The organism is Bradyrhizobium sp. I71, from assembly GCF_022354745.1.
GTDB lineage: Bacteria > Pseudomonadota > Alphaproteobacteria > Rhizobiales > Xanthobacteraceae > Bradyrhizobium > Bradyrhizobium liaoningense.
This window is the reverse complement of the sequence record NZ_CP059398.1, coordinates 594111-620731: the sequence shown is the minus strand read 5'-3', so window position 1 is coordinate 620731 and position 26621 is coordinate 594111. Positions and strand designations below refer to the sequence as shown.

The window sequence follows — 26621 nt, the reverse complement described above, 5'->3', positions numbered from 1 at the left end:
GCCGCACCGCTACGCGCTGCGTCGCGTCCGGGGCACGAGCGAGACTTCACTCCACCGCAGCGTAAACCAGATCCCGCACCAAGGTCCGCGTGTAGTCGCGCTGTCCAGGGCCCTGGCTCATGAACACCGCGAACAGATCCTCCTTCGGGTCGATCCAGAAGAACGTGCCGGCAATGCCGCTCCAGAAATACTGGCCGACGCTGCCGGGGAAGGGCGCAATGCCGGCCTCCTTGCGCACGGCGAAGCCGAGGCCGAAGCCGTGGCCGGGCGAGAGCAGGGTGCCGTTGATCGCGACGTCCGGCCCGAGGTGATCGGAGGCCATCAGCTCCAGCGTCTTGCGGCCGATGACCCTGTTGCCGTCGAGCGTGCCGCCATTGCGCAGCATCAGGCAGAAGCGGGCATAGTCCATCGTGGTCGAGACCAGGCCGCCGCCGCCGGACTCCATCACCGGCTGCTCGAGCATGTTGAACAGCGCGACCTTGTCGCCGGTCCAGGGATCGGCCGCGAACGGCTCGGCGAGCCGGCCGGCATTGGCCTCGGATGCGGAGAAGCCGGTCTCGGCCATCTGGAGCGGCGCGAGCACGCGCTCGGTGAGGAAGGCGCCGAGCGTCTTGCCGCTGACGACCTCGATGATGCGGCCAACGATGTCGGTGGAGCGGCTGTAGTTGAACGCCGCGCCGGGCTGGCAGACCAGCGGAAAGCTCGCCACCAGCGCGGCGTGCTCGGCGTTGCTGATCTTGCGGCTGCGGACGCGGGACTCCTGGTAGAGCTTGTGCACGGGGCCGTCGCCCTGGTGCTCATAGGTGAGGCCGGAGGTGTGGCGGAGCAGGTCCTGCACGGTCATGGGCCGCGTCGGGGGCACCAGCTCCAACTTGCCGTCCTTGACGACGCCGACCTTCTGGTTCGCAAATTCCGGGATGAATTTTGCGACGGCGTCGCCGAGCAGGAGCTGGCCATCCTCGACCAGCGCCATGATGCCGACCGAGACGATCGGCTTGGTCATCGAGAAGATGCGGAAGATCGAATCGCGCGCCATCGGTGCGGCGCCGGCCGGGCTTTGCTTGCCGAGCGCCTCGAACCAGCCGATCTGGCCGCGCCGGGCCACCAGCACGGTCACCCCGGGCACGGTTCCCTTGTCGATCTCGCGCTTGAACGCGTCCGACATGGCCTGGAGGCGGGGACGCGACAGCCCGAGCGTCTCGGGGCGCGCTTCCGACACAGGCGGGGTCTGGAGCGCGGTCGTGGCCTGTGGGGCGGCTGTGGCGGTCGCTGTCGCGGTCATGGGCACTCCCGGTTGCTTTTGTTATCGCCGACGGACTGTGGCCCAGAAAGCCCGGCACAAACAAGCGAAGCCGGCGCGGTTCACCCTTGCAAAGCGGCCGTCCCTTGTGCTTGAAAGCGCGCCTGATCCTGTGGCGACGCGGGGTCCGTAGGAGTGTAGCTCAATTGGTAGAGCACCGGTCTCCAAAACCGGGGGTCGCAGGTTCGAGCCCTGCCACTCCTGCCAGTCAAATCAATTGCTTAAGCTAGATGCTGGCGGGATAGGGACGGTGCGTCCCACGGACGAATCGCCAAGGAGCGGGTCCCAATTCTCGACGTTCAAATGCCAGGCCCCGCCTAGCGCGCCGGGACCCGCTCGCGGTCGCCGGGAACCTGGCTGGGATCGACGTGACGGATGGGAACGCGGCGGATCAGCGAGAAGATCGTCCCGATGAGCTCGAAATAGGTGCGCAGCCGCAGCGCGCGGGAAGAGCCCTTCAGCTCCGCGTTCAGGCTGACCGGCACCTGCACGTAGGTGAGGCCGAGCTGGAGCAGCGAGATCAGCGCGCAGATCTGATAGCCGTAACCGTCGGCCTTCACCGCGATCTGGCGCAGCCATTTCACGGGGTAGACGATCATGCTGTGGTAGTCGGACAGCCAGAAGCCGAACAGGCAGTTCAGGATGAACCGGAGGGAATGCGACTGGAGGGAGCGGTTGATGGAGCGGTCCGACTGGTTGTCGCGATAGGTGATGACGAGGTCGGCGGCGCCTGCCGCCTTGAACATCCGGGCGATCCCTTCGTTTTGAAAGGCGTGATCGCCGGGAATGAGCGTGATGGCATCGAACTTAGCGCGCGACAGGGCGAATTCGAAGCCGGCGCCGACACCCCGCCGTTCGGCGTTGTGATGCACGATGATGCGTGGCTCGCCGGCCGCGAACTCGTCCATGATCGCGCCGGTGGCGTCGGTGCTGCCGTCGTCGATCAGGAAGATCTCGAAATCGTCGAGCAGCTCGCGGGCGAGTGGCAGCACGCCGTCGATGGTGTCGGCGATCTTGTCCTGCTCGTTCAGTGCAGGGATGACGATCGTAAGCCTTTTAGCCGCCCTGGAAGGTGTCATCTTATGCCGCCGTTGCCGGCTACCCTTGACTGGTAGAATCCCGGGGCAACTCTAGGTCATCTGAGCCGGGCGAACAATGTGGCTCCCGGACATGGTCCACACAACCGGACACGAAAGGCGGGATGTGTGTGTTTCGCGCAACTAGTCGGAAAAATCGTAGAGGCCGGTATCGCCAATGCCGAAGGCGCGGCGCAGCCGTCCGATGCGGCCTGCCACATTCCGGCCCGCCGCCGTCGCCCTGAAGTGCGAATCGACCGGTTCGACCAAGCCGCCATCGACCAGGTTCCCAATTCGTCCCCGGAAGAGATCCGGAACCTGCCTTTCGGCGATGTCCGAAACCGGGGCCCTGCGACCGGGCCGGTCGACGAGGCCGCGCAGGATGTCCAGGGAGACCGATTTATAGACTGCGCCAAAGGCGAAAACGTAAGCCATGACGCAAAATCCGAAAATCGACGCGGCGTTCCAATACTGAAATTGCGGAACGGCGAAAATTCCGAGCATCACGCCGAGACCATGCGAGACGACCGCGGCGATCGCGAGCAGGATCACGGGTCCGAGCGCCCATGCGCGAGCGCGGGCCATGAGCTGCAAGGCAGGCGCCAGCAGGGCGAAGACGACGACGGCGACAAGTCCGACAGCGAAGGACATTGTGCTGCTCACCCAAGACCCGACGATAAACGAACGAGTTTGACCAGATGTGCGACCGCTACCCCCTTGGCCGTCGGGGCCAGCCGGCCGTCCGCCGTCACCACCAGCCTCGAGCTGATCAGGAGTTTCAGGCGGTTGTGCGCGAAGGTGCCGAGGTCGCCGCCCTGCATGTAGGCCGCAGCCCATTGGTCCAAGGTGAGGGGACGTCCGGACTTGACCAGTGCCGTGAGCAGCGTGACCGTAAAGCCCCAGGCCAGCAGGCTGAACAGGACGTAGCAAAACATCATCGCTGTCGCCAGCAGGAGCAGACCGCCAAGCACGTCGTCGACGTGGCGTTGACCTGGAAGCGCGATACAGGCGATCGCGAAAAGCACGACGACGCTGACGCAGGCCAGACGGAAGCGGCGGCCGGATCCGCCGGTGGCGGCGATGCGCGCGTAACACAGCAACAGGAGTGGAAAGGCGATGCTGAGACCAATTGCAGCGGCCTGCGCCGGGCCCGGTAGCATGTTCATTGCGTAAATCGCCCCGGACGCCTCTCAGGCCCAGCCAGAGCGAAAGTCTATAGGAGGTCGCATTTTTCCGGTCAAGAGAGCCCGGCGCCCCGGACTTGCGGTCGTCACACGGGCATGCCAATCGTGTGTCGCGATGCCATTCCTCCGTCCGAGAGTCTTGACCTCGACTTGAATGACGCTGGCCATCCGCTCGACAGCGCGAGCAAGGGTGCCGCGGCTAAAGCGCGATCATGCTTTGCCGCTAGCCCGCGGCTTCCAGACCGTCTCTGCAAGCGAGATGTCGGTCACTGAATCCGCGCCGGAGGCCAAGGGTATTTTCCGCTCGATGATATCGGTGACGAAGGCGTCGGCTTGGCGCTGAAATGCCCAGCTGGCTGCGCGCACCAGCCGAGTTGATTTGCCGTCATGATCGACGATGACCTGCGCCTCCTGTTTGGCGAAGGGGGCGGGCAGCTCGATGGTCACCGCACCGCGCTCAAAATCGATCGTCAGTCCCTCGTGCCAGGCGCCTTCGGACCCGTTCACGAGATCCAGCGTGCAAGCGATGCCGTCGAAGTCAAGGGTCATGCGCGCGGCGCCGGAGGTCTCGATCGAGCTTTCGGCGAGCGTCGGCGATGGTCCGAGCAGGTAGCGCGCCAGATTGATGATATGGCTGAAGACGTTCAGAAAATTGTCGTAGCCGGGGCGCATCGCGCGCGGCATCCAGTCGGGACCATCCTCCCAGAGTTCGAGCCCGTCCGGACGCGCTTCGCCGGTCATCACGAAATTGTCCTGCGCGCGGCCCGTGTCGCCGCCGAAGCACCAGCCTCGCGCGGCGACGATGCGTCCGAGCGACTGGTCTGCGCGGATACGCGCCAGCTCGGCCAGCGCGCGTGCCACGCCGGCGTCGTGTCGTTTCATATAACCGATGCTGTAGATGAGGTCCTGTCGCCGCGCGGCTTCGACCAGTGTCTCGGCCTGAACCGTCGTGTAGGCCATCGGCTTTTCCGACAGCACGTGGCGGCCGCTGTTCAACGCGTCCAGGACGATCGGCCCGGTCGCCCGCCGCTTCGTCACGACGACCACGGCGGACACCGCGCTGTCCGCAAGCAACTCCCGGTGCGTGCCGTAGACCCGCGAGATGCCGAACTTCTGCGCCGCGGCGGCAGCGAGATCCGGCCGGAGATCGGCGATCGCGACGACGCGGCAGGCGGGATTGGCAGCGAAATTGGTGAGGTGGCACATCTGGCCGACCATGCCCGTCCCGATGATGCCAATGCCTGGCTTCACTGGCTATGATTCCTTGGAGCGCTTTCGGATGACGAGGAAGTGCGCCGGCTGTCCCCAGGTGTTGATGAACGCCGGATCCGTCTGGGTGAGGGCAGTGACCGCGGACGCATCCCGTCGCCCGATCGCGCCAAAGATGCGATGGAAACTATCGAGCGTTGCCGTGATGGCTTCGATGTCGGCAGCATCGTCGGCGAGAATGTCCGTCGTCCGGATCGTCTCGCGCAGGGACGCGAGGTTCGCGACCACGCGCGGCAGGCTCTCGCCGAAGGGATCGTCGATCATCGCATCAACGTCGGGAACCAGCGTCTCGATCGATGCCGAGATCGCCTCCACTGCATCGGCGTTGCCGACCAGATAGAGCTTTCGTCCGCCAAGGAAGCTCAGGCGGCTGCGGTCGAGATGGCGCGCCGTGCGCCGCAGCTTCTCGTCGTTGGGCAGAACCTTCTTGTGCCAGTAGACGTCCAAGCTGTCGCGATAGGCTGGCCATGCCGAATGGATGTCGAAACCCTGTTCATGCGCCGCCGTGCACAAGGCCGCCGCGTCGAGGAAGTACCGATGCCGGACGAAGGGATTTTCGAGCACGTCCATCAGCCAGGATTCGAAGCTGCGGGTGTGCGGAATGCTGCTCCATTTCGCATCGAACAGCATCCTCGCCGTCTCGAGCGCAGGACGGCCGGTCAATGCCTTGCCGGCCGAATGGATCGCCTTGAGCGCGAGCTCGAAGAATCCGCCATGGCGCTCGTAATAGGACACGACGGCGTAACCGTCGGGGTTGAGCAGCCGGTGGAAGACGCCGAGCCAATTTTCAGTCGGCTGCACCGTGTAGATGAATCCTTCGGCATCGATGATGTCGAACCCGCGGTCGCTGCGGAATCCCTCGACATCGGCGAGTGCAAGCTCGCGGAGACGTTCGGTCAGGCCGAAATGAGCGAAATAGGCCTGGATCTTCGGGTGTGCATGCCGGTTCGGCTCGGCGAGCGTCATGTTCGCGCCCCAGCTCGCAAACACCAGAGCGTTCTCGCCGGAATCAGGACCGAATTCGAGCACCTCGGCATTGCGGAACAGCCGCGGTGGCAGCACCAGCTTGTCCGAGAACAGTTCGCGCCGCTGGCCGCCGTAAGCCTCGAGCTCGGCGGACGACTTGAAATTTCCGAACGTCGGCAGAACGTCCTGACGTTCGTAGTAGTTGAAGAGCTTGTCCTCAACCATGCGGCGACCCTGCGGCCGCCTCGAGACGGTCGAGCTCGCTCCAGATGTCGGAGGGCGCGAAGATCGAAACGACGTGCAGCGGCCGCTTCACGTTCTCGCGCAGCCGGCTGCTGACCTTGGCTTCGTTCTCCTCGTTCACGGCGAGAAGACAGACGAGCGGTTCTGACTTGCTGGCGAGATCCTCCGGCGAGCGGATCGGAATGCCGGTGCCGGGCAGGAACAAGCCCTGCCGCTCTTTCTGATCGTCGACCGAGAGGTCGACGAGATCCGCCAGCTCGTGGGCGTTGGTGAAGGTGCAGGCGCGGCAGCCGGCGCCGTAGATGGCGATCTCGGCACCATTGGCCCGGGCCTTCGCGAGGATCGGACGAAGGCGCGCGCCATATTCCCGTGCACGTTGACCGAATTTCTCGCCGACTCCCGACGGCGCGGGCGGCGGCGTCACGCGGCCCGCGGCACGACGGGCCGCGATCGCGAGGCTGCCGCCGCTGAAATTGTACTTCTTCACGGACACCGCCTCGAAGCCATGGCGCGCCAGCAGAGCGAGCAGGGTCGGTTCGGTGAAATAGCTGACGTGCTCCTCCCAGAGCACGGAAAGATCGCCCGCTGCCGAGCCGGGGGCGAAATCAGGCACGTCGATGAACAGCAGCCCATCCTCGCGCAGCGCGATCTTCACGCAGTCGAAGAAGTTCTCGAAATCGACGATGTGCTCCAGCACCTGGCGCGAGACGACGAGGTCGAACTTGCCGGCCTGGGCAACGGCGTCGTGACACAGCGCGGGGCTGATCATGTCGGAATAGACCTTGATGCCGCGCTCGCGGGCGATCTTGCCCGACACAGGGTTGGGCTCCACGCCTACCAAGACCTTCGCGCCGCGCTCGCGCAGCTTGTCCATGAACAGGCCATCGTTGCATCCGATCTCGAACACGGACTGATGCTTCGAGAACTTCGCGATGGTGTCGAGCTCGTCCGCCTGGTGCGGCTCCGGCTTCCAGCTGCTGAAATTGTAATTGAATTGGCGATACAGAATTTCGGGATCGATCGGCTTGACGATCTGCGGCAGGCCACATTCGCCGCAAGCCAGCACCTCGAACGGATACCGTTCCTCCTGCTCGTTTCGGCTGTGCCGAAGCCTATGAGCAATCGGCATCAGGCCGAGGTTGATGACCGGTCGCAGGTTGGTCGAATGGCAAAGGCGGCAATGGTCGGTCACTGATTATTCTCGCATTTGGGCAGGTCTGACGAGGCGACCTTCAATGAAAGCCGCCGTGGCCGGCAACGAGACGGTCCCGGATACATCATATCCGGGTTGCGCGGAGCATTCCTCCGGCCGATGCGTCCTCGGGCAAAGCAGGTAGCAGCCGTTGATAGGTCTTGCAAGATGTGCCGCCGCCCATCAATTGGAGGTGGATACGGCCAGCTATGTGCGCTCTCAAGGGCCGCGAGCACGGCCGAGGTCAATGCCGCCGCTCATAGAGTGTCAAATTACCCCTGGTCTCCACTGCCACGAAATCTCTCTTGATCCGCTTCATGGCCTCTTGGACATAGGGATACTCCGGCCTGCGCTCCACCATCCTATCATAAAACAGCCGGTCCGCCGGGTTCATCGAGCGATCCAGGAACCGCGCGTCAAAGGACACCAAGAACGGCATGAAATAGGCCAGTGGCGCCCGATGGGCCTGCGCCAGATGGGCCCAATCCCTGAGGGCGATGACCAGGACCCTCTCGTCTGGCCTGGTTTTTTCCTGGATGAACTTGGTTTCAGTCTCGGTGATCTGGTCAAGGTCCTCCTGCCACGTGACGGGTGGGCTCGAGACGAATGGCCACCTCAGAAGGCTGGGATAAGTTGCATACGATCTCAGGCCGTAGAGGTGTGGATTATTCTCGTCTTGCACGAGCAGCAGCGCAAGAATGGTGGCAACGGCCGCTGTAGCGCCGGCGGCTCTTCGGAACGACGGTTGCCACCCGGCTGAAAATTGACGGATCCACCAAGCCGAGACGATCACCAGCGGCAACGCGTTCTGGTGCCAGACAGCGTCGAGCGTTCGATTGACCCATTTGATCATCAGCGCCATGCCAATCATCGACAGTGTCAGAAGAATCCCTGTCACGAACCGGTCCTGCGCGGAATCACAGGGCCGTGACAGCCGAATTGAGGCCCAGCCGACGGTGATGCATCCGACGATTTGTAGCGGCAGATTGTAGATGATGCCCCAGCCGAAGTCCCATTTGATGGGCGTGCTTCCCCATCCCGTCCCGTAGAGTACGAGCGGGCGGAAGCATTCGATCAGAAAGTCCAGGGAGAAGGCTCTCGATCCGAACAGCACCAGGCACATCAAGATTGCAGCGGCAATCGATGTGACTGCGAACACAAGTGCATTGCGATAGCTCGGAAAACCTCCGGCGATCGCGGCGACGAAGGTGCCTGTCACAAGGAAGAATAGTCCGATCTCGGTCTGCCAGAGCAGCGAGACGGCGCACATGATGGCCGATACGATCAGCCATGTGAGGCGCCCCGGAGCGGTGCAGTGCAGGCTGATCGCGAGGGCAAAGACGATCAAGAGAGGAAATCGCGTCGGGTAGGCAGACGGCGAGTAGAACTGGCCGGTTGTGGAGAAAGCCAGCACGGCGAGAGCCGTGATGATGGCGATTGCGGCGAGTTTCGACCGGATCAAGTAGTTCAGAAGAAAGTAGGCCTGGATGTACGTTGCAAGCGTGATCGCGATGTTCAATCCGACCGCTCGCATGGCCGCCGATTTCCAGCCGTCTCCCATGATGAGATGAAAGAACCAGCCGAGTGCGGGGCCATAATGCGAATGGAAGTCCAATCCCGGAACGAGACCGGGGGCGTAGCCATAGAGCGCCGGACCGATGAAGTAACTTACCTTGTGCGCTTCGTCCCTCACGGCCGCCGTTACGCCTTCAAGGTCGGAGGGGATCAGCAGCAGGGCAAGGAATACGATCACGAGCAGATCGGCGGCCCCCACGCTGAACCGGGTGTCGGTCGAGGGACTTGCAGCAGGAAAGTAATTGTTGGCGCCTCGATTGAGACCGACGGTGATGGCCGCGGCCGCCAGCAAGGCGATCGCGATCCCGGACCTGCCCGTATCGTTGGCGGCGTGGAGTGCAAGGTAGACGAGGCTCGCCGTGATGGTGCTCAGTGTGAGCGAGCCCGATGATCGATGCGTCGCATACAATGCAGCTGCGGCCGCAATCGGCCCGGACAGGAAGAACGAGCCGTAGAACGCCTTCTTGCAGAAGTCGCAATTCCTGTCTGCCAAGGCCATATCGAAGCCTTCGACGAAATTCGATTGAAACGACGGAAGGTGATTTTTCAACAGCAGCAGCACCACATAGGCGACGGCGCATCCCAGCAGGGCGGCCACAACTGCTCTGGCGGCGATCGAGAATTCCCTTGTGTACTCCACTAGGAGGTCTCGAGGCTGGCTACGATCGAAGTCGTGGAGGAGGCTGCGTCGAACACAGCGGAAAATCTAACTCTCTCTGAAATCACGTCCAGTCCCCAATTGCCTCAACTTCCCCTTGCGCCGCGCTTCTACCACCACAGCGTTCCTTGAACAATCCCGCGAAGCCCGTGGTTGCCTCTGGCGTGGCATGTTGCGTTCGAAATGACGGGCGCTGGAACCCTTCATGGCTGACGGCATGCCTGTTCATTTCGGGCAAAAAATCCGGGGCCGCGCGTGCCGGCTCGATCATCGCAACGCGTGGTTTAGCGAACTCCAGAGGCGGCACCATCACATGCGGGGGCGGGGAGAGCCAGCAACCAGGCCGACGCTCGGACGCCGGGCCGGTCGCAAGGTGGCCGATACTCGGCTCTCGCCAAAGGCGCCGGCTCTCCGTCCTTCAGCTGCACCAGTTCACCGCGGCCTTCCGTGGCCGAGAGGCTGTTTCCGAGGACCGCTGTCAGCAACGCGACGAAGCCAATGTCGTCGGGCCGCGGAAGTCCCGGTGCTGCGCGATAACGCCAGCTCTCGCGGCGGGGCGGACAAGGAAAGGTCTCGAGATATGAAACCGGGCAGTTGCCGTTCACGACGAAATGAGGATCGGTGAAATCCCCGCAATAATCAGTATAGACGAACGACCGCTCTCGATTTGCATCGCGCAACATCATCTGAGCCACGTTCATATCATTGGCGCCAAGGCATCGTGAGCGGAACGAGAACACGTGCGAATCCTCGACCTGGAGCTTCACCACCTTTGGCTCGGGATCTGCGAGCAAAGCTGCTCGAACTTGCCGCAGCATGTCGCTACTGAGCAACCCGTCGTAGAGCAGCCATTTGGAATCGTGAGCCAACGACAATGCGAAGATCGCGATCAAGCCTCCCGCGACCGCCGCGCGTACGCGCAATCCCGGAATTGCCTGTACAATGGTCGCAATCAGGATCAAGACGCCAAACTGCGAGGGAAAGAGCAGCCTCGACTCGCCCCGCGTCACGTCGCCATAAATTCCGGTAAGTGCGTAGGGCAGCGCCCCAATAAGGGCAATCGCGGCTCCCAACATCAGCAGCAGAAGTGTCGCATTCCTGGTCGAGCGGCTGTTCAGCACCCAGGGCGTCCACAATGCTCTCGAAGAGAACAGAGGAAACACGGTGATCGCGGCCAATGTCAGGACCACGGAAGCAGGAAACCCCAGCAGCGCGAACCCGTGAGAGTAGGCGTAGCTTAGGCCGTGCGGAAAGGCCATGAGATGAGCATAAAGCGCATTGCCTATGATCGTGAGATCGTTCGCGAAACTATATTGTCCGGCGTAGTGACCGCTCTTCCCAAGAATTGTCAGTCGCAGAACGATCATGGCTGCAACAGCCAGCCAGAACGGTACAAGACGCGCGAGCTTCTGCCTCCAATGCTCAGGGCTAGACCACGCAAGCGCGACGCGGAGCGGTTCGAGGGCGATCAGTGTCTCGAGCGACAACGAGAAAAGCAGACTAAATGGCGCGGCCCATCGAAGCGCACGGACTTTCGAATAGGACAGCTCATAGGACAGCAGATAGAAGAGCAGGAAGAAATCATAGACCGCATTCTGAGTCAGGCGAATTGCATAGAACGGGCTGAGCAAGAACAGGGCGGTAACGAGTGCCGCGATCATTCTTGTGAGAGAAGAGCGCGATAGGACGGAATAGAGCAACACGCCGTTCACAAGATGGCAAGAGAGTCCAGCGAAGCGGGCGGCGACGTCGGGAGTATCGTTCAGGAGCCAGACGAACAGCGTCATGGGAATCGCGAAGCCGGCGTGTGCGGACTCCCACAGCACGCGGGCAACGCCGGCTGTGCCTTCGGTCCAATAGATGTAATAAACGGTCCAGTCGTCGCCGAAGACCTCACGCGCGAGCAGTGCAGGTGCGCTTGCAATAGCAGCAAGAGCGAGGGCCGCGTAGACAAATCCAATGCCCGGTCGGGATCGCTGTCGGAGAGCCGCGGCTCCTGTCGCCGTCATGTCATCGGAATTGGCAGAATCGTCCATCGTCCCCAGGCCTTGCCTCAGCCGCCTCGATGTTCCGCAGCGAGCGCGCCGATTTTCGTGACATAGTCCTGGACCGCGGCAGCGTCGCTGCCGTCCGGGGCCCAGTCGGGAAATGCGGTGCGGGAGGGATCGAACGGACCGGCGGTGGTTTCGTGAAACACCAGCCACTCCGAGGTGATCAGGATCGAGTGGTAGACCTTCTCGGGCATCCGGTAATAGCAGAGGGCGCCCTGGCCGTAGGGTGCCATCTCGAGCACGTCGCGAATGCGGCCGTCGTCCTCGAAGATCACGACCTGCGCGGTACCCTCGATCAGGTGAAACGATTCAGGTTTGCCAAAATGCTTGTGGGGCCGCACATAGGCCTCGCGATGATGCACGATCAGCATCTCGTGCAGGCCGGAGGAAGGATCGGGATGCGTGCAAAGCCGGCTGCGCAGGCGCGGGTTGCCGGCGGCGATACGCTTCAGCTCCGCGATCGTGGCGTCGTCTGCCGTGACGATCGCGTCGTCCGAATAGTACACTTCCGGATTTTGCGCGCGCAACGAGGACGGCCGGCGCAGGCCTGCTTCATTCGAAGAAGATGAACCCATGGTCGCCCCGATACCCGCATTTGTCGTAAATCCAGGCCCACGTTTGCGGACCGTGGAAGCTCAGGCAGGTGAGCTGCCAGTAAAGCAGATTCGCCTTCTCGCGCTCGTTGCGGAAGGATTCGACCATCAGATATTTCGAGGCGCCGCGTCCGACGCGCTCGATCTCCGACACGGCGCGAAAGACGTCCTCGAGCGGAAGATTGTGCAGCACGCCGAGCGACACCACGAGATCGAAGCTGTGATCGGGATAGGGGAGCTCGACGGCGCTGCCGACCGTCAACAGCGGCCGCACCTCCTCCTTGGCATTGGCGATGCCGTAGTCGGAGATGTCGATGCCGGCGATCCTGAGGTCGGGGACGAGCTGGGTGAACTCGTAGAGCAGGTAGCCCTTGCCGCAGCCGACGTCGAGCACGCTCATGCCGGGCTTGATGTCGTAGCGATCGATCAGGGTCTGGGCCAGCGGGCGCCATCGGCCGTCATAGCGATAGCCGCCGTAGCCGTAGCGCCGGTCGCCGTCCCAATAGTCGCGTCCCCATTGTCGCGCGATGGTGGCTGATTCCGCCTTGTCGTGCTCGACCACGCGCTGGACGTAGTTCCGCTTGGTCGAGGCGTGCATCGGCTGCAGCAGGTTGATCTCGGCCATGATCGTCACCCGCCCCGCGCCATCGTCACAGGATGGTCGCGAACTTATTGACGAGCAGGATGTCCTCGACCGCCTGGATGTCCTTCTGCGACGACAGCGTGATCTCCTCGACCGCTGCGTGGAGGTCGCAACCCTCGCGCAGCACGCGGTCGTAGATCTGCCGCCGCCGTGCCTCGTCGGGCGGCAGCATGAAGATGCTGTAAAGTATCAGACCATGCAGCCGCGGCAGCTCGTCCAGGATGTCCTCGAGCACCATGTAGCTGCCGGGCATGGTGTGCTCGGCGGCGCTCAGCAGATAGTGCAGGTTCTTCCGCCGCGCGTAGTCGCGGATCACGATGTTCTGGACGTGCTGCGGGGTGCGGCTGCCGTTCAGCGGCCGGGCGCCGATATAGCCGCGGTGGCCGGCTCGCTCAGCCATGGAAGCCTCCGGGCAGCTTGTATTGCATGCCGACGCGAGTCGCCGGGCGCAGCAGGATCGGCTCGAAGAACTCGCCGAAGCGCTTGTCCGCGTAGGGCGACATGATGCTCTTGAAGCGGCAGTTCATGCTCCAGCGCGTGCCGGCTTCCTCGTTGACGCGATTGCCGTGCATCAGGGTCTGGTTGAACAGCATCACGTGACCGTATGGGATCTCGATGAAAGTCGCGTGCGGCTTGATGGTCTTGTACAGCTCTTCGGCGCTGCGCAGGCTGGCCATCCGGTCCTGCATCTCGCCGTTCAGGGACGGCGGCAGCAGATACATCGATTTGGTGCGGCGCACGTCGACCAGCGGCACCCACACCACGACCTCGAACGGCGAGTCGCCCGACCAGACGTCGGAATGGGTGGCCAGCAGCGACGAGCTGTCGCCGGGGAGCTGGATGCTGAGATTGACGCGGCGCTGCATGCAGAGCTCGTTGCCGACGATGGTCTCGATCGTCGAGCGCGCCAGACGGAAGTAGGTCGGCCGGAACCACGGTTCGGCGTTGAGGCCGTTGAAGACGTGCAGCCGCAGGCCGTTGAGATCATCCACGCTCACCCGCGTGTGGATGGTGTCGAGCATCGCGTAGGGATCGTTGCTGTGCGGCAGCTTGAGATAGTCCGCCGCGAGCTCGGCGGCACGACGCTGGATCCGGTCGAGCCCGGCGCGATCGTCAGCCGGCGTGGTGACGAAGCCATCGTCGATGAAGCGCTGCGCCAGCGCCTGCTCGTCGGCGTGGAGGAAGTCCGTGTCCGTCATGCAAAATACTCCCGGGCGGTCGCGCAAATATAGCTGATGTCGGAGGCCGAGAGGAACTGGTTGATGGGGAGGGTGAGGATCTGGTCTGCCTGCCGTTCCGTCACCGGGAACGCGCCGCGGCCATGACCCAGATGCGCAGCCGCCGGCTGCAGGTGGATCGGGACCGGATAGTGGATCGCGGTCTCGATGCCCTTGTCGGCAAGATATTTCTGGAAATCGTTGCGATGGTCGGTCTGCACGACGAAGGTGTGGAAGGTGTTGAACTCGATGTTGCGGCAGGGCGGAATGAACAGCGGCAGGCCCGCGAGCTCCGCGCGGTATTGCGCGGCGTTGCGCCGCCGGCGTTCGATCACCGACGGCAGGTGACGCAGCCGAATGCGCAGCACCTCGGCCTGAAGCGTGTCGAGCCGCGAGACGATGCCCCATTCCTGGACGTCGCTGCGGTTGATCAGGCCGTGATTGCGCAGCCGGCGGATTCGCCCGGCGAGCTCGGCGTCGGCGGTGACGAGGAAGCCGGCATCGCCCGCGGCGTTCAGGTTCTTCAAGGGATGGGCAGAGAAGCAGCCGAACGTGCCGATGGTGCCGCTCATCCGGCCGTCACAGGTCGAGCCGATCGCCTGGGCGCTGTCCTCGATCACGGCGAGCGCGTGCTTGCCCGCGATCGCCATCAGCGGGGCCATGTCGGCCATGCGCCCGGTCAGATGCACCGGCATGATCGCCTTGGTGCGCGCCGTGACGGCAGCCTCGACCGCGGCCGGATCGATGTTCTGGTCCGGCAGCACGTCCGCAAAGACCGGCGTGGCGCCGACCGCGATGATCGCCGCGGTCGATGCCACGAACGAATTCGGCGGGGTGATGACCTCGTCGCCCGGGCCGATGTCGAGCGCGCGCATGGCGAGGATCAGCGCGTCGGTGCCGGAATTCAGCGTCACGACATGGGGCGAGCCGAGATACGTGGACAGTTCATCCTCGAGCTTTGCGACCGCCGCCCCGCCGATGAAATCGCCCCGCTGGAACACGCCCTCGACCGCCTGCATGATCTCGGCGCGTTCTTCCTCGAATTGCGCGGGAAGATTGACGTAGCCGATGCGCCGGCGGCCGGTGTCAGCGTCCATGGCAGAACTTCCTGACGGTCTCGATGACGCGGTCCTGCTGTGCGCGCGTCAGATGCTGGTCGACGGGGAAGCTGATGACTTCCTTGGCATGGCGATCGGTGACCGGGAAGGTGCCGGGCGCGTAGCCGAGATGCTTGAGGCCTTCCTGCTGATACAGCGGGATCGGATAGTGGATCTTCGCCTCGATGCCGTTCTCCAGGCAATATTTGTAGAGCTCGTCGCGGCGCTCGGCGAACACCATGTAAAGGTGGTAGACGTGCTTCACGTTGGGACGGCGCGGCGGGATGCGCAGGCCGGGCAGGCCGGCAAGGCCCGCGTCGTAATAGGCGGCGTTCTCGATCCGGCGTCGCGTGATCTCGCTGGTCTGGCCGATCAGCCAGTTGCCCACCACCGCCTGTAGAGAATCGAGCCGCGAGTTGCAGCCGAGGATCGCGATCTCGTCGCGGTTCTTCATGCCGTGGTTGCGGATGAGGCGGAGCCGCTCGTTCATCCCGTCGTCATTGGTGACGACGACGCCGGCATCGCCCCAGACGTTGAGGTTCTTGAGCGGATGCAGCGAGAAGCCGGCCGCGATGCCGTGGGTGCCGGAGCGTTTTCCGGCGAACTCCGACAGGATGCCCTGGCAGGCATCCTCGACGACCGGAAGATTGTGGCGCTGCGCGATCGCCATCAGCTTGCCCATGTCGGTGACCTCGCCGGTGAGCTGGACCGGCATGATCGCCTTGGTTTTCTTGGTGATCGCGGCTTCGACCTGGTCGACGTTCATGCAGAAGGAATCGTCGCAATCGACTAGCACCGGCGTCGCGCCGGTCTCCGCGATCGCGCCGACGGTGGCGATGAACGTGTTGGCGGCGGTGATGACCTCGTCGCCATGGCCGATGCCGAGCGCCTTGAGCGGCAGCTTGAGCGCGTCGGTGCCCGATCCGACGCCGATGGCATGACGCACGCCGATCAGCTCGGCAAAGCGCTTCTCGAATTCGGCGACGGGCTTGCCAAGGGTGAAGTCACCGGTCGCAACCAGCCGGCCGATCTCGGCCAGGATCGGAGCGGGGTCGGCGAATTGCTCGAGCAGGTAGGAATATCGAACGTCGTACATGTGACCCGTCAGGTGGAATGAAGTTGAGGGGAGGAGGTGCGCGAGGCGGCGAGCGCATGCTCGATCGAGGTCGCAATCGCACCAGCGGAAAGGCCGTGCTTCTTCAGGAGCGAGTCCTGCGAGCCGTAATTGTGCATGAAGCGGTCCGGCAGCGACAGACGCAGCATCGCAGGGAAGCCGGAGCCGAGCTTGTCGATCAAGGCCTCCGCGACCGCGCTGCCGAGGCCACCGGAGGGTACGTGCTCCTCCAGCGTCGCCACGAGCCTGGTGCCGCGGATCGCCTGCAGCAGGGCCGCGGTGTCGAGCGGCTTCACCGTGTGCATGTGCAGGATGCCGGCGCGAATGCCTTGCGCGGCCAGAAGGTCGGCCGCCGCGAGGGCGCGCTGGAGCATGATGCCCGTGGTCACCATGAGGACATCGCCCGGCGACCGCATCAGGATGGCCTTGCCGATCTCGAAGCCGTGCTCCGCCTTCGAGACGATGGCGTCGCCGCCCTTGCCGAGCCGGATGTAGATCGGACCCTTCCAGTCAAGCGTGTGCTCCATCATGCGCGCCGCCTCGTCGGCGTCGCACGGGCAGATCACCGTCATGTTGGGCAGCGCGCGCATGATGGCGATGTCCTCGATCGCCTGGTGCGTGGGGCCGAGCGGCGCATAGACGAGCCCGCCGCCATTGGCGATCAGCCGGACCGGCAGATTGTGCAGGCAGAGGTCGACGGCCACCTGTTCGTAGCAGCGGCGGGTGAGGAAGGTCGCGATGGTGTTGACGTAGGGCACGAAGCCCTCCATCGCGAGGCCGGCCGACATGCCGATGATGTGCGCTTCCGAGATACCCTCGATCAGATGGCGCTTGGGAAACTCCTTGCTCATCGCGCGCAAGGTGCCCGCGCCGGGATCGGAGCCGATGTAAAGCACACGCTCGTCGCGCGCGGCGAGCTTGTGGACCATGTTCATCGCTGTGTTGCGCATGGGGAGCCGATCAAAAATCGCCGACGGCGACGCGGATGGCGTCGAGCTCGCTGTCGGTCAGCTTGTTCTTGTGATGCCAATCGGCGTTGGATTCCGCCGGCGGCAGACCCTTGCCCTTGACGGTATGGCAGATGATTGCGGTGGGTTTGCCCGGAACGGCCGGGACCTGCTTCAGGACGGTGCGCAGCGCGCCGACGTCGTGGCCGTTGAGCTCCTGCACGGCAAAGCCGAAGCTGCGCCATTTGTCCGCAAGCGGCTCCAGCGGCAGGACGTAGTCGGTCGGCCCGTAGCTCTGGAGCTTGTTGTAGTCGATCATCGCGACCAGGTTGTCGAGCCCGTGCTTGGCCGCGCCCATGGCGGCTTCCCACACCGATCCCTCGTTGATCTCGCCGTCACCGAGCAGCACGAAGGTCCGGTAGCTGCGTTCGCGCATGCGTGCGGCGAGCGCGAGGCCGACACCGATCGACAGGCCGTGGCCGAGCGCGCCGGTCGAGGCCTCGACGCCCGGCACCATGCCGTATTCGGGATGTCCGCCCAGGATGCTGTCGGACCCGCAGAAGCCGTCCAGCTCCGACAGGGGAAAGAAGCCGCGATCGGCCAAGAGCGCATAGAGCGCCAGACAGCCGTGTCCCTTGCTCAGGATCGCGCGGTCGCGATCGGGATCGCGCGGGTTGTTGGGATCGATCCGCAACACGTCGTCGTAGAGCACGCGGACCATCTCGATCAGCGACAGAGCCGGACCGACATGGCCGCGTCCGGCCGAGCGGACAGAACCGAGGACCAGGCGGCGCAGATAAAGGCTGCGCTCGTCCAGCGTGCAGGTGAGGGCGGCTTCAGCGTGGGGTGAGATCTGGATCACGTTGGCAAATCGTTTGATGGAGCCGGCGGGCTTTGTCGAGCTGGCCGGCGAGGCGGACCGTCAGATCGCCACCTTGCGCAGCCAGAGCGCGCCGGGAGCGGCTTTCCGGCAAATAGGCATTCAGGACAATCAGGCACCAAATCGCCCCGAACACAGGATACAGTACGTCACGGCGGATCGCAAACGCGTCATCCCCAGCTTCGAAGGCGCGCGAGAGCCGTTCGATCAATCGGTTCGCGCCGGCAGCCGGCAGATCGCTGCCCGGATGGATCGCGGTGTCAGTCACGAGTTTGACCGGATCGTCCCAGCCGAAATATTCGAAGTCGATAAATCGCAGTCTGCCGTCGTCGGCGCGCAGCGCGTTGTGCAGTCCGAAATCCGACGGGCTCAATGCGCGATGGGCGGGCACAAGGACCGCTGCGGGATCCAGGCCCAGTTCCGCATAGCGTCGACGGAGTTGCCGGATTGCGATGGCGGTGCTGGGAACCAGGCTGCCGTCCATGAACGCGCGCAGGTCCGGATGATCCTGCGATGCGCGCCGCAGTCCGTCCAGGCGCTGCTCGTACTGCGCGATGGCTTCCTCGGGCGAAAAGATGCTGGCTGACGCGCTCCGCAAATTCTGCGCGCCGTCCGCGTTGCGGAGCCTTTGCAGCTCGATCAGGAAATCGGCCAGCTGATCGGCATCATCGTCCTGGGGATGCAGAACTGCCGGATCACCGTCGAACCATTGATACAATGCGCAGAACGCAGCCGGATCTTTCGCGATCGGCCGCGGCGTCGACGTGATGCCGTGGCGCGACAGAAACGAGAGCGCGTCATATTCCTGTCCCAGGCGATCACGCCCATCGGACGGATAGTGCTTGAGGGCGAGGGGCGGTCCCTCCGCCATCTCCAGCCGAAACACCCGGTTGTTGCCTCCGGACCGCGCCGGTTGGGCGGCCGCGACCCGCGCGCCGGAGAGGCGGCTGCCGATCGAGACCGCATCCTGGACGCTGATGTCCGGCTCGCTCATTGCGCGAACACTCCGCGGCGGATGTCGGCCCAGGTCGCGATCGGCTCGCAATGCGCGGGATGGGGAGGCCGCGACTGCGCGAACAGGATCGATCGCGTCGTCTTCGGAAAATGCGGCTGCTCGAACACATCGACGAGATCATCAATGAAGACATCGAGCTTCAGGCTCGCAAGCCGCTCGACCTTCGTCGCCAGCGTGTCCTCGAAATAAATGTTGCCCGCGGCCAGCGCCGTACCGGCGGCGTCGATGAGACCTGCACCCCTCAACCAGCCGCGCGCGGCCTCGCGCAAGTCGACGCGGTCGGGATCCTGATGGCCGAACTGCGTCTTGTGGCTGACGATATAGACGCTCGCGCCTGCCGTGCGACACGTTGAGAGGAATTCGCGGACTCCGGGATAGATCTCGGCGCCGCCAATTCCCTTGCCATAGACGAAGCCTTGCAGTCCTTGCCAGGCAAGCTCGCCGCCCGCGCGGGACCGCAGATAGTTCCGCACCTCGGTCTTCAGCCCGTCCCAGCCCTCCGGCACCAGCCCACGCTGCCGCGCGACGGCGGCAAAGACCTTGTCGTAGCAGATGATCGTGTTGTCGAAGTCGATGCCGATCCGCACGCCGCTCACTTCAGGCTGATGTTCTGCATCATCTTGATGTTGAAATACCTGGGATCGTTGAGCGAGTTCGGCAGGCGGCCGGCCTTGAAGGCGTCCACGAGGCCGGATACGGCCTGCTCGATCGTGTGCGTTGGCGCAAATCCGAGCTCGCGGCGGATCTTCTCCGATGAGACGTGATAGGAACGGAGATCGTCGGTCGGCTCGACGGCCACGTCGACATTGTCTCCGACCACCGATTTGACGATGTCGGCGATCTTCATCAGCGAGTGGTTCTCGTAGCCGATGTTGTAGGTCTTGCCGTCGATCTTCGCGTCATCCTGCTGGAGCAGGAACAGATAGGCCGCGGACATGTCCTCGATGTGCAGGTTGGGTCGCTTCTGCGTTCCGCCGAACACGCGGATGCGGCCGGTGTTGACCGCGAGATTGGTCAGGATATTGACGACGACGTCGAGTCGCTGCCGCGGTGCGTAGCCGCAGACGGTGGCGGGACGAACCGTACAGGTGACGAAGCCGGATGCGGCTTCTTCGGCAAGGTCGGTCTCGCACATCGCCTTGAACTTCGAGTAATCGGTGAGCGGCTCGCAGGACAGCTCCTCGGTCACCTCGGCCTCGTCCTTGATGCCGTAGACGCTGGACGAGGACGCATAGATGAAGCGCTTGATGCCGGCCTTCTTCGCAGCGCGCACCATCGGACGGAAGCAGTCGTAGTTGATGGACTTGCCGAGCGCCGGATCCAGCTCGAACGAGGGGTCGTTGGAGATGCAGGCGAGGTGGATCACCGCATTGTTGCCGCGCAGGGCCTCGTTGATCGCGGCCTCATCGCGGATGTCGCCCTTGATCAGGCGCAGATTGGGATTGTCGCGGACCCCGTTGAAGACGTCCTCGCCATACATGAACAGGTCGAGCACGGTGACCTTGTGGCCCGCCGCCAACAACTGGGGAACCAGCACGCTGCCGACATAGCCGGCGCCACCGGTGACCATCACATTCCATTTCTGACCAATCACTGTCGTTCTCCCGATTCCGGTTCGCGTCACTTCAACAACGCAGTGACAAATTTGACCAGCGGTGCCTTTTCGACCGAGCTGCGGTGGCCGACGATGCCCACCTTGATCGCGCCCGCCGCGTTGCCGATGAAGGCGACGTCTTCGATGTTGCCGCCGGCTGCCACCAGCGGCGCCGTAATCGTCAGGAAGGCATCGCCGGCACCGACCGTATCCACGACGGTCTTGGTGAAGGCGGGCACGCGTGCGACGCCGGTCTTCGACGAGAAGGGGTAGCAGCCGAAGGAGCCGTGCGTGATGATCATGTTGTCGCAATCGATCTTGCGGTGCAGGCGGTCCTGGATCACCGACGCGATGTCGCTGAACTTGTCGGTGGCCGCCAGGCGCGCTTCCGGCGCGTCGATGCAGACGTAGTCGGCGCGCGGATATTTCGTGATCAGATTGTAGCCGTGGTTTCCGCTGTTGCTCTGGGCGTTGACCGCAAGGAACTTCGAGTTTGCGATCAGCGTGTCGATCGTGCTGGGTGCGATCATGCCGTGGCCGAAATCGGTGACGATGACCACGTCACCGCCGCGCACGCGCTCGGCGGTGACACGGTCGATCTCCTTGCGCTCGGCCTCGTCGAGCGGCGTGTCGTCCATGGTGTAGACTTCGAACAGCTTGTGCAGGTAGCCCATCTCGACGTACCGCAACTTGCGGGTGGTCGGGCGGCCCTGAATGCGGATCGGGGTGAGCGTGACATTCGGGCGGACATGCGCGCGGATGAACTCTTCGGGGTAGTCCTTGCCACCCAGCGTCGTGACGATCTCCACCGACTTGCAGAAGCTCGCCACGTGATTGGCCGCGGCAATGACACCGCCGGCAAATTGCTCGCCGTTCTTGAACAGAGTGGCGACAATGTTCTCCTTCGAGGCCTTTCCGAGCGCCGTGACGTACTGGTATTCGTCGATGATGGTATCGCCGACCAGCACGACGTGCATGTCCTGGATCTTGTCGATCAGCTTCAGCAGGCGTTCGGCGCCACCGCCTTCGCGCACCTTCTGGAGGTAATCGCGCAGAGGGGGATCGTAGATGTCGAAGTAGCGGTTCATCAGCGACGACGAGCTGAAGGTCACGTCGCGGGTGAAGACGATGCGGCCGCCATGGCGTTCGACGGCCTCCCGCTCGACCGCGATCTTGCCGGTGACGTCGTCCTCGGGATTCTCGTAGTCGGAGCCCTTCACGTAGATGTCTGGGCGCACGGTATCGAGGATCGGCTCGGCGCTGGATGTCCGGTTGATGCCGACCCAGTCGACGGTGCCGAGCGCGGCCAGCATCTCGGCACGCATGTTCTCCGGAAAAATCGGCCGTCCCGGACCCTTGTTCACGAAGCGGTCCGCCGTGACGGTCACGATGACCACATCGGCCTCGTTGCGTGCCGCCAGGATGTGCCGGACGTGGCCGAGATGCACGAGATCGAACACGCCATGGCAGAGCGCAACGGTCCGGCCCTCGGCCTGCGCGGCCCGCGCGATCTCGCCCAGTTCCTCGACCGTCTTGATCTTCTGGTGCGGCGCCGGATGAACGGTCGGCTTGTCCGTCGGAATATTACCCATGTGAATTATCCAAAGCGCGGGTCGGTCTGGCCGGCCCGGAAATGATCGGTTGGCGGCACGAACGCCGGGGTCGAACGAGTCTGCTCAACGGCCCGCCTTCTGCGGAGTGCCGGACGCCGCATCGCCGTCGTCGCCGAGATATTTGAACCAGTCCTTGGTGGCATCGGCGATCTTGTCCACAGTCCACAGAGGCGCGTCCCTGTACTGGTCCATCGACTTCAACATCGTCGCGACGCCATCCTCGAACTTCACCTTCGGCGCCCATTTCAGGACCCGTTTGATCTTGGTGATGTCGGCGTATGTGCAATCGGGCTCGCCGGGACGCTTGGGAATATGGACCTTGTCGCCGCCGAGAAGCTCGACCAGCCGGTTGACGCTGTAGGTGTTGTCCGAACCGACGTTGAATATCTCATGAGAGACATCGGAGCGCGCCGCGGTCACGAAGGCATCGGCGACATCGCTGACGAAGGTGAAGTCGCGGGTCTGCTCGCCATCGCCGACCACGGTGAAGGGCTTGCCCGCAAGCTTCTGCGCCATGAACACGCCGAACACGGCACCGTAGGTGCCCGTGGTGCGATGGCGAGGCCCGTACACGTTGAACAGGCGTAGCGCCACGGCAGGCAGCTTGTAGACCTGGCACCAGTGCATGACGCACTGCTCGCCGAGATTCTTCGTGAGTGCGTAGGGATACATCGGCCGGATCTCGGCGCTCTCCGGCGTCGGATAGGTGTCGGGGATGCCGTAGCAGGACGATGACGCCGCATAGACGAAGCGGCTGACGCCCGCGTGCCGCGCAGCCTCGAGAACATTGACCGTGCCGTCGACGTTGGCGCGGTGATACGGGATCGGGGACTCGATCGAGGGAACGATGTCAGCCAGTGCCGCGAGATGGAAGACCCAATCGATACCGTGGAAATACGGTTTGATCGCGTCGAGGTCGGTGACGTCCGCCCGCACGACCTTCAACTGGCTCGAACTGGCGCGCGCGGCCAGATTCTCGGCGCGTCCGATAACGAAATTATCGAGCGCAATGACCTCATGGCCATCGTCGAGCAGGCGATCGACGAGGTGGCTGCCAATGAAACCGGCGCCGCCAGTAACGATGCATTTCATGGGGAACATCCGTGACGCGAATGCCCAGCGAAACAGGCTCGCCAATGTTGAGTGAAACCCGAAAGCCGACTACCAGCCGCTCGGAAACTTTGCAAGTATTATACCTTTGCAATCCTTGGTAATAGCCGGTATCACCCGGACATGTTGCAATCGAGCCGCCAGCCCATGCCTGCCGAGTCCGTCGATCCCGAGCATAAGGCCTTTCTCGACGACTACGTGGGCCGCCTGCATCGCGCGACGGCGATCGACGACGGTATTTTTGCCAGGATCTCCGCCACGCGCGCGTCCTGGTTGCGTACGCGAGAGCAGGGCGGTCGTGTCATCTTCATCGGCAATGGCGGCTCGGCCGGCATCGCCTCGCATCTGGCGATCGATCTGGCGAAGAATGCGTCGGTGCCTGCACTCTGCTTCAGCGATGCGAGCATGATGTCGTGCCTTGCCAACGATTACGGCTTCGAGGACTGGATCGCGCACGCAGTGCGGCTGAATGCCCGCGCCGGCGATTGCCTCGTCGCGATCAGCTCGTCCGGACGTTCGAAGAACATTCTCAATGCAGTTGCGCAGGCGCGTACGATGAAGCTCGACGTGATCACGCTGTCGGGCATGAATGCGGACAATCCGCTGCGCAATCTCGGCGACGTCAATTTCTGGGTCGACAGCCGCAGCTACAACATTGTCGAGACCACGCACCAGTTCTGGATGATGGCCGCAATCGACCTCGTCATCGGTCGTGCGGAATATCCGGCGTCCTGAGGCGGGCATCCGATGCAGTCGCGATTCAAGCATGCGGCCCTGTTTTCGGTAAAGCTGCTGCTGTCGGTCGCGGTGCTGGTCTACATCGCGCGCGGCCTCGACCTGCGCCAATTGCGAACCCATCTCGTCTCGGTCGATCCTGTCCTGTTCGTCGTCGCGTTTGCGCTGATCTTCTTTCAGACCTTCGTGCTCAACGGCCGGTGGGAGCTGATCATGCGTGCGCTCGGCGTGCCGCTGAACTGGCTCGCGGGCTGGCGGATCCTCATGATCAGCCTCTGGTTCAATCAGGTGTTGCCGTCGTCGGTCGGCGGGGACGCGGTGCGGATGTGGCTGCTCCGCCAACGTGGCGTGCAGTGGTCGGAGGCGGTCAAGGGCGTTGCGGCAGACCGCTTCACGGCGTTGATCGGGCTGATCGTGCTGATGGTGGCCGGATTGCCGTTTCTGCTGTCACGCGTGTCCAATCCCGCCGCGATCCTGGCCATAGGCGGACTGACGCTGGCGGGCGTCGCCGGCACCGTGGTCCTGTTGACGCTCGACCGTCTGCCGAAACGCCTCATCGCGCTTCCCGCGATCGCAAGCTTCGTTCGGTTCGGAGCGCTCGTCAGGTTTCTTCTGCTGCAATCCGAGCGCCGTGGTTTGCTGTTCGGATCCGCGCTTCTCATCCATCTCGTGACGGCGGCGGCCTGCTACACCCTGGCGCGCGGAGTCGGAGCGCAGCTCTCGATCCTAGACGCCGGCATCCTGATTCCGCCGGTCGTGCTGTTGACGGCCGTTCCGATCTCGATCAGCGGCTGGGGCGTGCGTGAGGGGGCGATGGTCGCCTGCCTCGGTCTTGCGGGTGTGCCGTCCGAGGAGGCGCTGTCGGTTTCACTCCTGCTGGGTGCTATCAGCGTGATCGTTGGCCTCGTCGGCGGCGTGATCTGGCTGGCGAGTCCGGAGCGCGGGTCGTATTCCGCGGACAAGGCCGCCAGGGCGGCGGACGAAGCGCCGGGTTTCGCGCTGCGGCAGGGCACGGAAGTCTCGAGCCACTCATGACCTGCTTGAGCCCGTTGCCAATCTGGTCTTCACAGGGTGGGATTATCTCATTCGCTCGCGTATCTCATATCTCGGTTCCACGATGAAAAACCTGTTCTACGTCCGCCAAACTTGCCGCCTCTGCCATTCGGACAAGCAGGAGCTGGTCGTTCCGATGGCAGGCATGCCCATCGGCACTCCGAACTTCCAGGTGCCGGACGCCAGCGTCGACGATCCCGTCTTCCGGGCCGCGGTACCGATGGCGCTGCATCTGTGCAGGGACTGCGGCCACCTCCAGATTCTCCATGTCGGCAATCCGGAGATCCAGTATCGCAACTACGTCTATACCACCTCGCTCTCGCTCGGCTTGCGGGAGCATTTCGCAGGTTATGCCAACGACGTCGTCAGCCGCTTCGCCATCGCGCCGGGCTCGCTGGTCGTCGAGCTCGGCAGCAATGATGGATCGTTGCTCGGCTTCTTCAAGGAGCGCGGCATGCGGGTGCTGGGTGTCGATCCCGCTGTCGACATCGCGCGGCGTGCGACGGAAGCCGGGATCGAGACCATCGGCGATTTCTTCACGGACGCGATCGGGCACCGCATCCTGCAAAGCCATGGTGCGGCGAGCGTCGTGATCGCCAACAACATGATCGCCAATGTCGACAATCTCGATCCGCTGGTGATCGGGGTTCGCGACGTGCTCGCGCCGGATGGATTGTTCGTCTTCGAGACGCAGTACGGCGTCGATGTCACCGAGAAGAACCTGCTCGACACCGTCTATCACGAGCATCTGTCCTATTTTAACATCAAGCCGTTGACGCGCTTCTTCGCGCGGCTCGGCATGGAAGTGATCGACGTTCAGCACATCTGGACCAAGGGCGGCTCGATCCGCGTGACGGTCCAGCGCGCCGGCGGTACGAAGAAGCCGTCAGCGGAGGTTGCGAAGTTCATCGCTGAGGAAGACCGGCTCGGCGTCGATCAGCCGGCCTATTATGCGCCCTATGTCAAGAGGATCGCGGCCATCCGCGACGAGCTGGTCGCGATGGCCGATGCCGCCCATGCGCGGGGGCAGCTGGTTGCCGGCTACGGTGTCTCGGTCGGCACCACGACGCTGCTTCCGCAGTTCGGCCTGGAGAACAAGATCGACTTCCTGGTGGACGACGACCCCAAGAAGGGGAACGTGATGGCAGGCCCGGGTTACGACATTCCGATTCTGCCCCCGGCGGCCCTCTACGAGCGCAAGCCCGCGTTCGTCGTGGTGTTCGCCTGGCGCTATGTCGACCCGATCCGGGCCAAGCACGCCCGCTATTTCGCCGAGGGTGGAAAATTCGTGGTGCCGCTCCCGGGTGTCTCCATGGTCGACCGGGCCGACTGATCCGGGCGGCGGGTTGGTCAGGGAGGTTCCGGGGCTGATCTCGCCCCCGCGGGGAGGGGGGATAAGTCCTTGATCCTCCTTGGGGTGTGCATGGTCGCCTGAGGACGCCGGCTTCTCGCCGCGAAGCCCCGTATCTTGACCTTTGGCCCCATCCGCAGTATTT

The 26621-nt window shown here is 63.5% G+C and carries 25 protein-coding genes and 1 tRNA gene; 4 read left to right on the top strand and 22 right to left on the bottom strand.

Annotated elements, in window-relative coordinates; all coding sequences use genetic code 11:
* Positions 1 to 46: 46 nt before the first annotated feature.
* Positions 47 to 1282: a serine hydrolase domain-containing protein gene (locus tag FJV43_RS02945; RefSeq protein ID WP_239624498.1), complete on the bottom strand. Its 1236-nt coding sequence runs from the start codon at positions 1280 to 1282 to the stop codon at positions 47 to 49.
* Between the two features lie 149 nt (positions 1283 to 1431).
* Between FJV43_RS02945 and FJV43_RS02940 the strand changes: the two genes are divergently transcribed.
* Positions 1432 to 1507, top strand: a tRNA-Trp gene (locus FJV43_RS02940).
* 110 nt (positions 1508 to 1617) lie between these two features.
* Here the strand turns inward: FJV43_RS02940 and FJV43_RS02935 are convergent.
* From FJV43_RS02935 to FJV43_RS02835, 21 genes are all read right to left on the bottom strand, one after another.
* On the bottom strand, positions 1618 to 2379 hold the full coding sequence (locus FJV43_RS02935) for a glycosyltransferase family 2 protein (RefSeq protein WP_239624497.1): 762 nt from the start codon (positions 2377 to 2379) through the stop codon (positions 1618 to 1620).
* Positions 2380 to 2520: 141 nt separating this feature from the next.
* Positions 2521 to 2928: a hypothetical protein gene (locus FJV43_RS02930; protein WP_239624496.1), complete on the bottom strand. Its 408-nt coding sequence runs from the start codon at positions 2926 to 2928 to the stop codon at positions 2521 to 2523.
* A gap of 107 nt (positions 2929 to 3035) precedes the next feature.
* Complete coding sequence (locus FJV43_RS02925) at positions 3036 to 3542, bottom strand: hypothetical protein (protein WP_239624495.1); 507 nt, start codon at positions 3540 to 3542, stop codon at positions 3036 to 3038.
* 228 nt (positions 3543 to 3770) lie between these two features.
* Complete coding sequence (locus tag FJV43_RS02920; RefSeq protein WP_239624494.1) at positions 3771 to 4811, bottom strand: Gfo/Idh/MocA family oxidoreductase; 1041 nt, start codon at positions 4809 to 4811, stop codon at positions 3771 to 3773.
* A 3-nt stretch (positions 4812 to 4814) separates the two neighbouring features.
* Entirely contained in the window at positions 4815 to 6020 is a 1206-nt protein-coding gene (locus FJV43_RS02915; protein WP_239624493.1) for a class I SAM-dependent methyltransferase, read from the bottom strand.
* A complete protein-coding gene (locus FJV43_RS02910; protein WP_239624492.1) occupies positions 6013 to 7230 on the bottom strand; it encodes a class I SAM-dependent methyltransferase in 1218 nt (405 codons plus the stop codon). The genes FJV43_RS02915 and FJV43_RS02910 overlap by 8 nt, the downstream gene beginning before the upstream one ends.
* A gap of 244 nt (positions 7231 to 7474) precedes the next feature.
* Entirely contained in the window at positions 7475 to 9403 is a 1929-nt protein-coding gene (locus tag FJV43_RS02905; protein ID WP_239624491.1) for a hypothetical protein, read from the bottom strand.
* A gap of 344 nt (positions 9404 to 9747) precedes the next feature.
* The gene (locus tag FJV43_RS02900; RefSeq protein WP_239624490.1) at positions 9748 to 11499 is read right to left on the bottom strand and encodes a hypothetical protein; all 1752 of its coding nucleotides are present in this window, start codon (positions 11497 to 11499) and stop codon (positions 9748 to 9750) included.
* A gap of 17 nt (positions 11500 to 11516) precedes the next feature.
* Entirely contained in the window at positions 11517 to 12089 is a 573-nt protein-coding gene (locus FJV43_RS02895; protein WP_239624489.1) for a WbuC family cupin fold metalloprotein, read from the bottom strand.
* Positions 12067 to 12732, bottom strand: a complete 666-nt coding sequence (locus FJV43_RS02890; protein WP_239624488.1) for a class I SAM-dependent methyltransferase — start codon at positions 12730 to 12732, stop codon at positions 12067 to 12069. The genes FJV43_RS02895 and FJV43_RS02890 overlap by 23 nt, the downstream gene beginning before the upstream one ends.
* A gap of 25 nt (positions 12733 to 12757) precedes the next feature.
* Entirely contained in the window at positions 12758 to 13150 is a 393-nt protein-coding gene (locus tag FJV43_RS02885) for an LIC12192 family sporadic carbohydrate cluster protein (RefSeq protein WP_239624486.1), read from the bottom strand.
* On the bottom strand, positions 13143 to 13949 hold the full coding sequence (locus FJV43_RS02880; protein ID WP_239624485.1) for a sporadic carbohydrate cluster 2OG-Fe(II) oxygenase: 807 nt from the start codon (positions 13947 to 13949) through the stop codon (positions 13143 to 13145). The genes FJV43_RS02885 and FJV43_RS02880 overlap by 8 nt, the downstream gene beginning before the upstream one ends.
* On the bottom strand, positions 13946 to 15064 hold the full coding sequence (locus tag FJV43_RS02875; protein WP_239624483.1) for a DegT/DnrJ/EryC1/StrS family aminotransferase: 1119 nt from the start codon (positions 15062 to 15064) through the stop codon (positions 13946 to 13948). Before FJV43_RS02875 ends, FJV43_RS02880 begins: the two co-directional genes overlap by 4 nt.
* Positions 15054 to 16160 (bottom strand): DegT/DnrJ/EryC1/StrS family aminotransferase, encoded by a 1107-nt coding sequence (locus FJV43_RS02870; protein ID WP_239624482.1) that lies wholly within the window; start codon positions 16158 to 16160, stop codon positions 15054 to 15056. Before FJV43_RS02870 ends, FJV43_RS02875 begins: the two co-directional genes overlap by 11 nt.
* Before the next feature lie 8 nt (positions 16161 to 16168).
* Entirely contained in the window at positions 16169 to 17128 is a 960-nt protein-coding gene (locus tag FJV43_RS02865; RefSeq protein WP_239624480.1) for a transketolase C-terminal domain-containing protein, read from the bottom strand.
* Positions 17129 to 17138: 10 nt separating this feature from the next.
* On the bottom strand, positions 17139 to 17987 hold the full coding sequence (locus FJV43_RS02860; RefSeq protein WP_239624478.1) for a transketolase: 849 nt from the start codon (positions 17985 to 17987) through the stop codon (positions 17139 to 17141).
* On the bottom strand, positions 17962 to 18999 hold the full coding sequence (locus FJV43_RS02855; RefSeq protein WP_239624476.1) for an aminoglycoside phosphotransferase family protein: 1038 nt from the start codon (positions 18997 to 18999) through the stop codon (positions 17962 to 17964). The genes FJV43_RS02860 and FJV43_RS02855 overlap by 26 nt, the downstream gene beginning before the upstream one ends.
* The gene (locus tag FJV43_RS02850; protein ID WP_239624474.1) at positions 18996 to 19607 is read right to left on the bottom strand and encodes a hypothetical protein; all 612 of its coding nucleotides are present in this window, start codon (positions 19605 to 19607) and stop codon (positions 18996 to 18998) included. The genes FJV43_RS02855 and FJV43_RS02850 overlap by 4 nt, the downstream gene beginning before the upstream one ends.
* A 5-nt stretch (positions 19608 to 19612) precedes the next feature.
* The gene (locus tag FJV43_RS02845) at positions 19613 to 20614 is read right to left on the bottom strand and encodes an SDR family oxidoreductase (protein ID WP_239624473.1); all 1002 of its coding nucleotides are present in this window, start codon (positions 20612 to 20614) and stop codon (positions 19613 to 19615) included.
* 26 nt (positions 20615 to 20640) lie between these two features.
* Positions 20641 to 22206 carry a PfkB family carbohydrate kinase gene (locus FJV43_RS02840; protein ID WP_239624471.1) on the bottom strand — a complete coding sequence of 522 codons (1566 nt, stop codon included), beginning with the start codon at positions 22204 to 22206 and terminating at the stop codon, positions 20641 to 20643.
* Positions 22207 to 22290: 84 nt separating this feature from the next.
* Positions 22291 to 23319, bottom strand: coding sequence for an SDR family oxidoreductase (locus FJV43_RS02835; protein WP_239624466.1), 1029 nt, complete (start codon positions 23317 to 23319; stop codon positions 22291 to 22293).
* A 165-nt stretch (positions 23320 to 23484) separates the two neighbouring features.
* On the opposite strand from FJV43_RS02835, the gene FJV43_RS02830 reads away from it, so the two are divergent.
* The 3 genes from FJV43_RS02830 to FJV43_RS02820 all read left to right on the top strand — a co-directional run bounded on the left by FJV43_RS02830 (position 23485) and on the right by FJV43_RS02820 (position 26458).
* Entirely contained in the window at positions 23485 to 24072 is a 588-nt protein-coding gene (locus FJV43_RS02830; RefSeq protein WP_239624465.1) for an SIS domain-containing protein, read from the top strand.
* A gap of 12 nt (positions 24073 to 24084) precedes the next feature.
* Positions 24085 to 25107 (top strand): lysylphosphatidylglycerol synthase transmembrane domain-containing protein, encoded by a 1023-nt coding sequence (locus tag FJV43_RS02825; RefSeq protein WP_239624463.1) that lies wholly within the window; start codon positions 24085 to 24087, stop codon positions 25105 to 25107.
* A 154-nt stretch (positions 25108 to 25261) separates the two neighbouring features.
* Complete coding sequence (locus FJV43_RS02820) at positions 25262 to 26458, top strand: class I SAM-dependent methyltransferase (protein WP_239624462.1); 1197 nt, start codon at positions 25262 to 25264, stop codon at positions 26456 to 26458.
* The last annotated feature ends 163 nt before the right edge of the window (positions 26459 to 26621 follow it).

Excerpts from the sequence above, each read along its gene's own strand:
- FJV43_RS02915 (WP_239624493.1), bottom strand. The coding sequence starts at position 6,020 with ATGGTTGAGGACAAGCTCTTCAACTACTACGAACGTCAGGACGTTCTG.
- FJV43_RS02855 (WP_239624476.1), bottom strand. The coding sequence starts at position 18,999 with ATGAGCGAGCCGGACATCAGCGTCCAGGATGCGGTCTCGATCGGCAGC.
- FJV43_RS02925 (WP_239624495.1), bottom strand. The coding sequence starts at position 3,542 with ATGAACATGCTACCGGGCCCGGCGCAGGCCGCTGCAATTGGTCTCAGC.
- FJV43_RS02935 (WP_239624497.1), bottom strand. The coding sequence starts at position 2,379 with ATGACACCTTCCAGGGCGGCTAAAAGGCTTACGATCGTCATCCCTGCA.
- FJV43_RS02820 (WP_239624462.1), top strand. The coding sequence starts at position 25,262 with ATGGCAGGCATGCCCATCGGCACTCCGAACTTCCAGGTGCCGGACGCC.
- FJV43_RS02880 (WP_239624485.1), bottom strand. The coding sequence starts at position 13,949 with ATGACGGACACGGACTTCCTCCACGCCGACGAGCAGGCGCTGGCGCAG.
- FJV43_RS02865 (WP_239624480.1), bottom strand. The coding sequence starts at position 17,128 with ATGCGCAACACAGCGATGAACATGGTCCACAAGCTCGCCGCGCGCGAC.
- FJV43_RS02945 (WP_239624498.1), bottom strand. The coding sequence starts at position 1,282 with ATGACCGCGACAGCGACCGCCACAGCCGCCCCACAGGCCACGACCGCG.
- FJV43_RS02900 (WP_239624490.1), bottom strand. The coding sequence starts at position 11,499 with ATGGACGATTCTGCCAATTCCGATGACATGACGGCGACAGGAGCCGCG.
- FJV43_RS02835 (WP_239624466.1), bottom strand. The coding sequence starts at position 23,319 with ATGAAATGCATCGTTACTGGCGGCGCCGGTTTCATTGGCAGCCACCTC.
- FJV43_RS02885 (WP_239624486.1), bottom strand. The coding sequence starts at position 13,150 with ATGGCTGAGCGAGCCGGCCACCGCGGCTATATCGGCGCCCGGCCGCTG.
- FJV43_RS02875 (WP_239624483.1), bottom strand. The coding sequence starts at position 15,064 with ATGGACGCTGACACCGGCCGCCGGCGCATCGGCTACGTCAATCTTCCC.
- FJV43_RS02825 (WP_239624463.1), top strand. The coding sequence starts at position 24,085 with ATGCAGTCGCGATTCAAGCATGCGGCCCTGTTTTCGGTAAAGCTGCTG.
- FJV43_RS02895 (WP_239624489.1), bottom strand. The coding sequence starts at position 12,089 with ATGGGTTCATCTTCTTCGAATGAAGCAGGCCTGCGCCGGCCGTCCTCG.
- FJV43_RS02830 (WP_239624465.1), top strand. The coding sequence starts at position 23,485 with ATGCCTGCCGAGTCCGTCGATCCCGAGCATAAGGCCTTTCTCGACGAC.
- FJV43_RS02840 (WP_239624471.1), bottom strand. The coding sequence starts at position 22,206 with ATGGGTAATATTCCGACGGACAAGCCGACCGTTCATCCGGCGCCGCAC.
- FJV43_RS02890 (WP_239624488.1), bottom strand. The coding sequence starts at position 12,732 with ATGGCCGAGATCAACCTGCTGCAGCCGATGCACGCCTCGACCAAGCGG.
- FJV43_RS02870 (WP_239624482.1), bottom strand. The coding sequence starts at position 16,160 with ATGTACGACGTTCGATATTCCTACCTGCTCGAGCAATTCGCCGACCCC.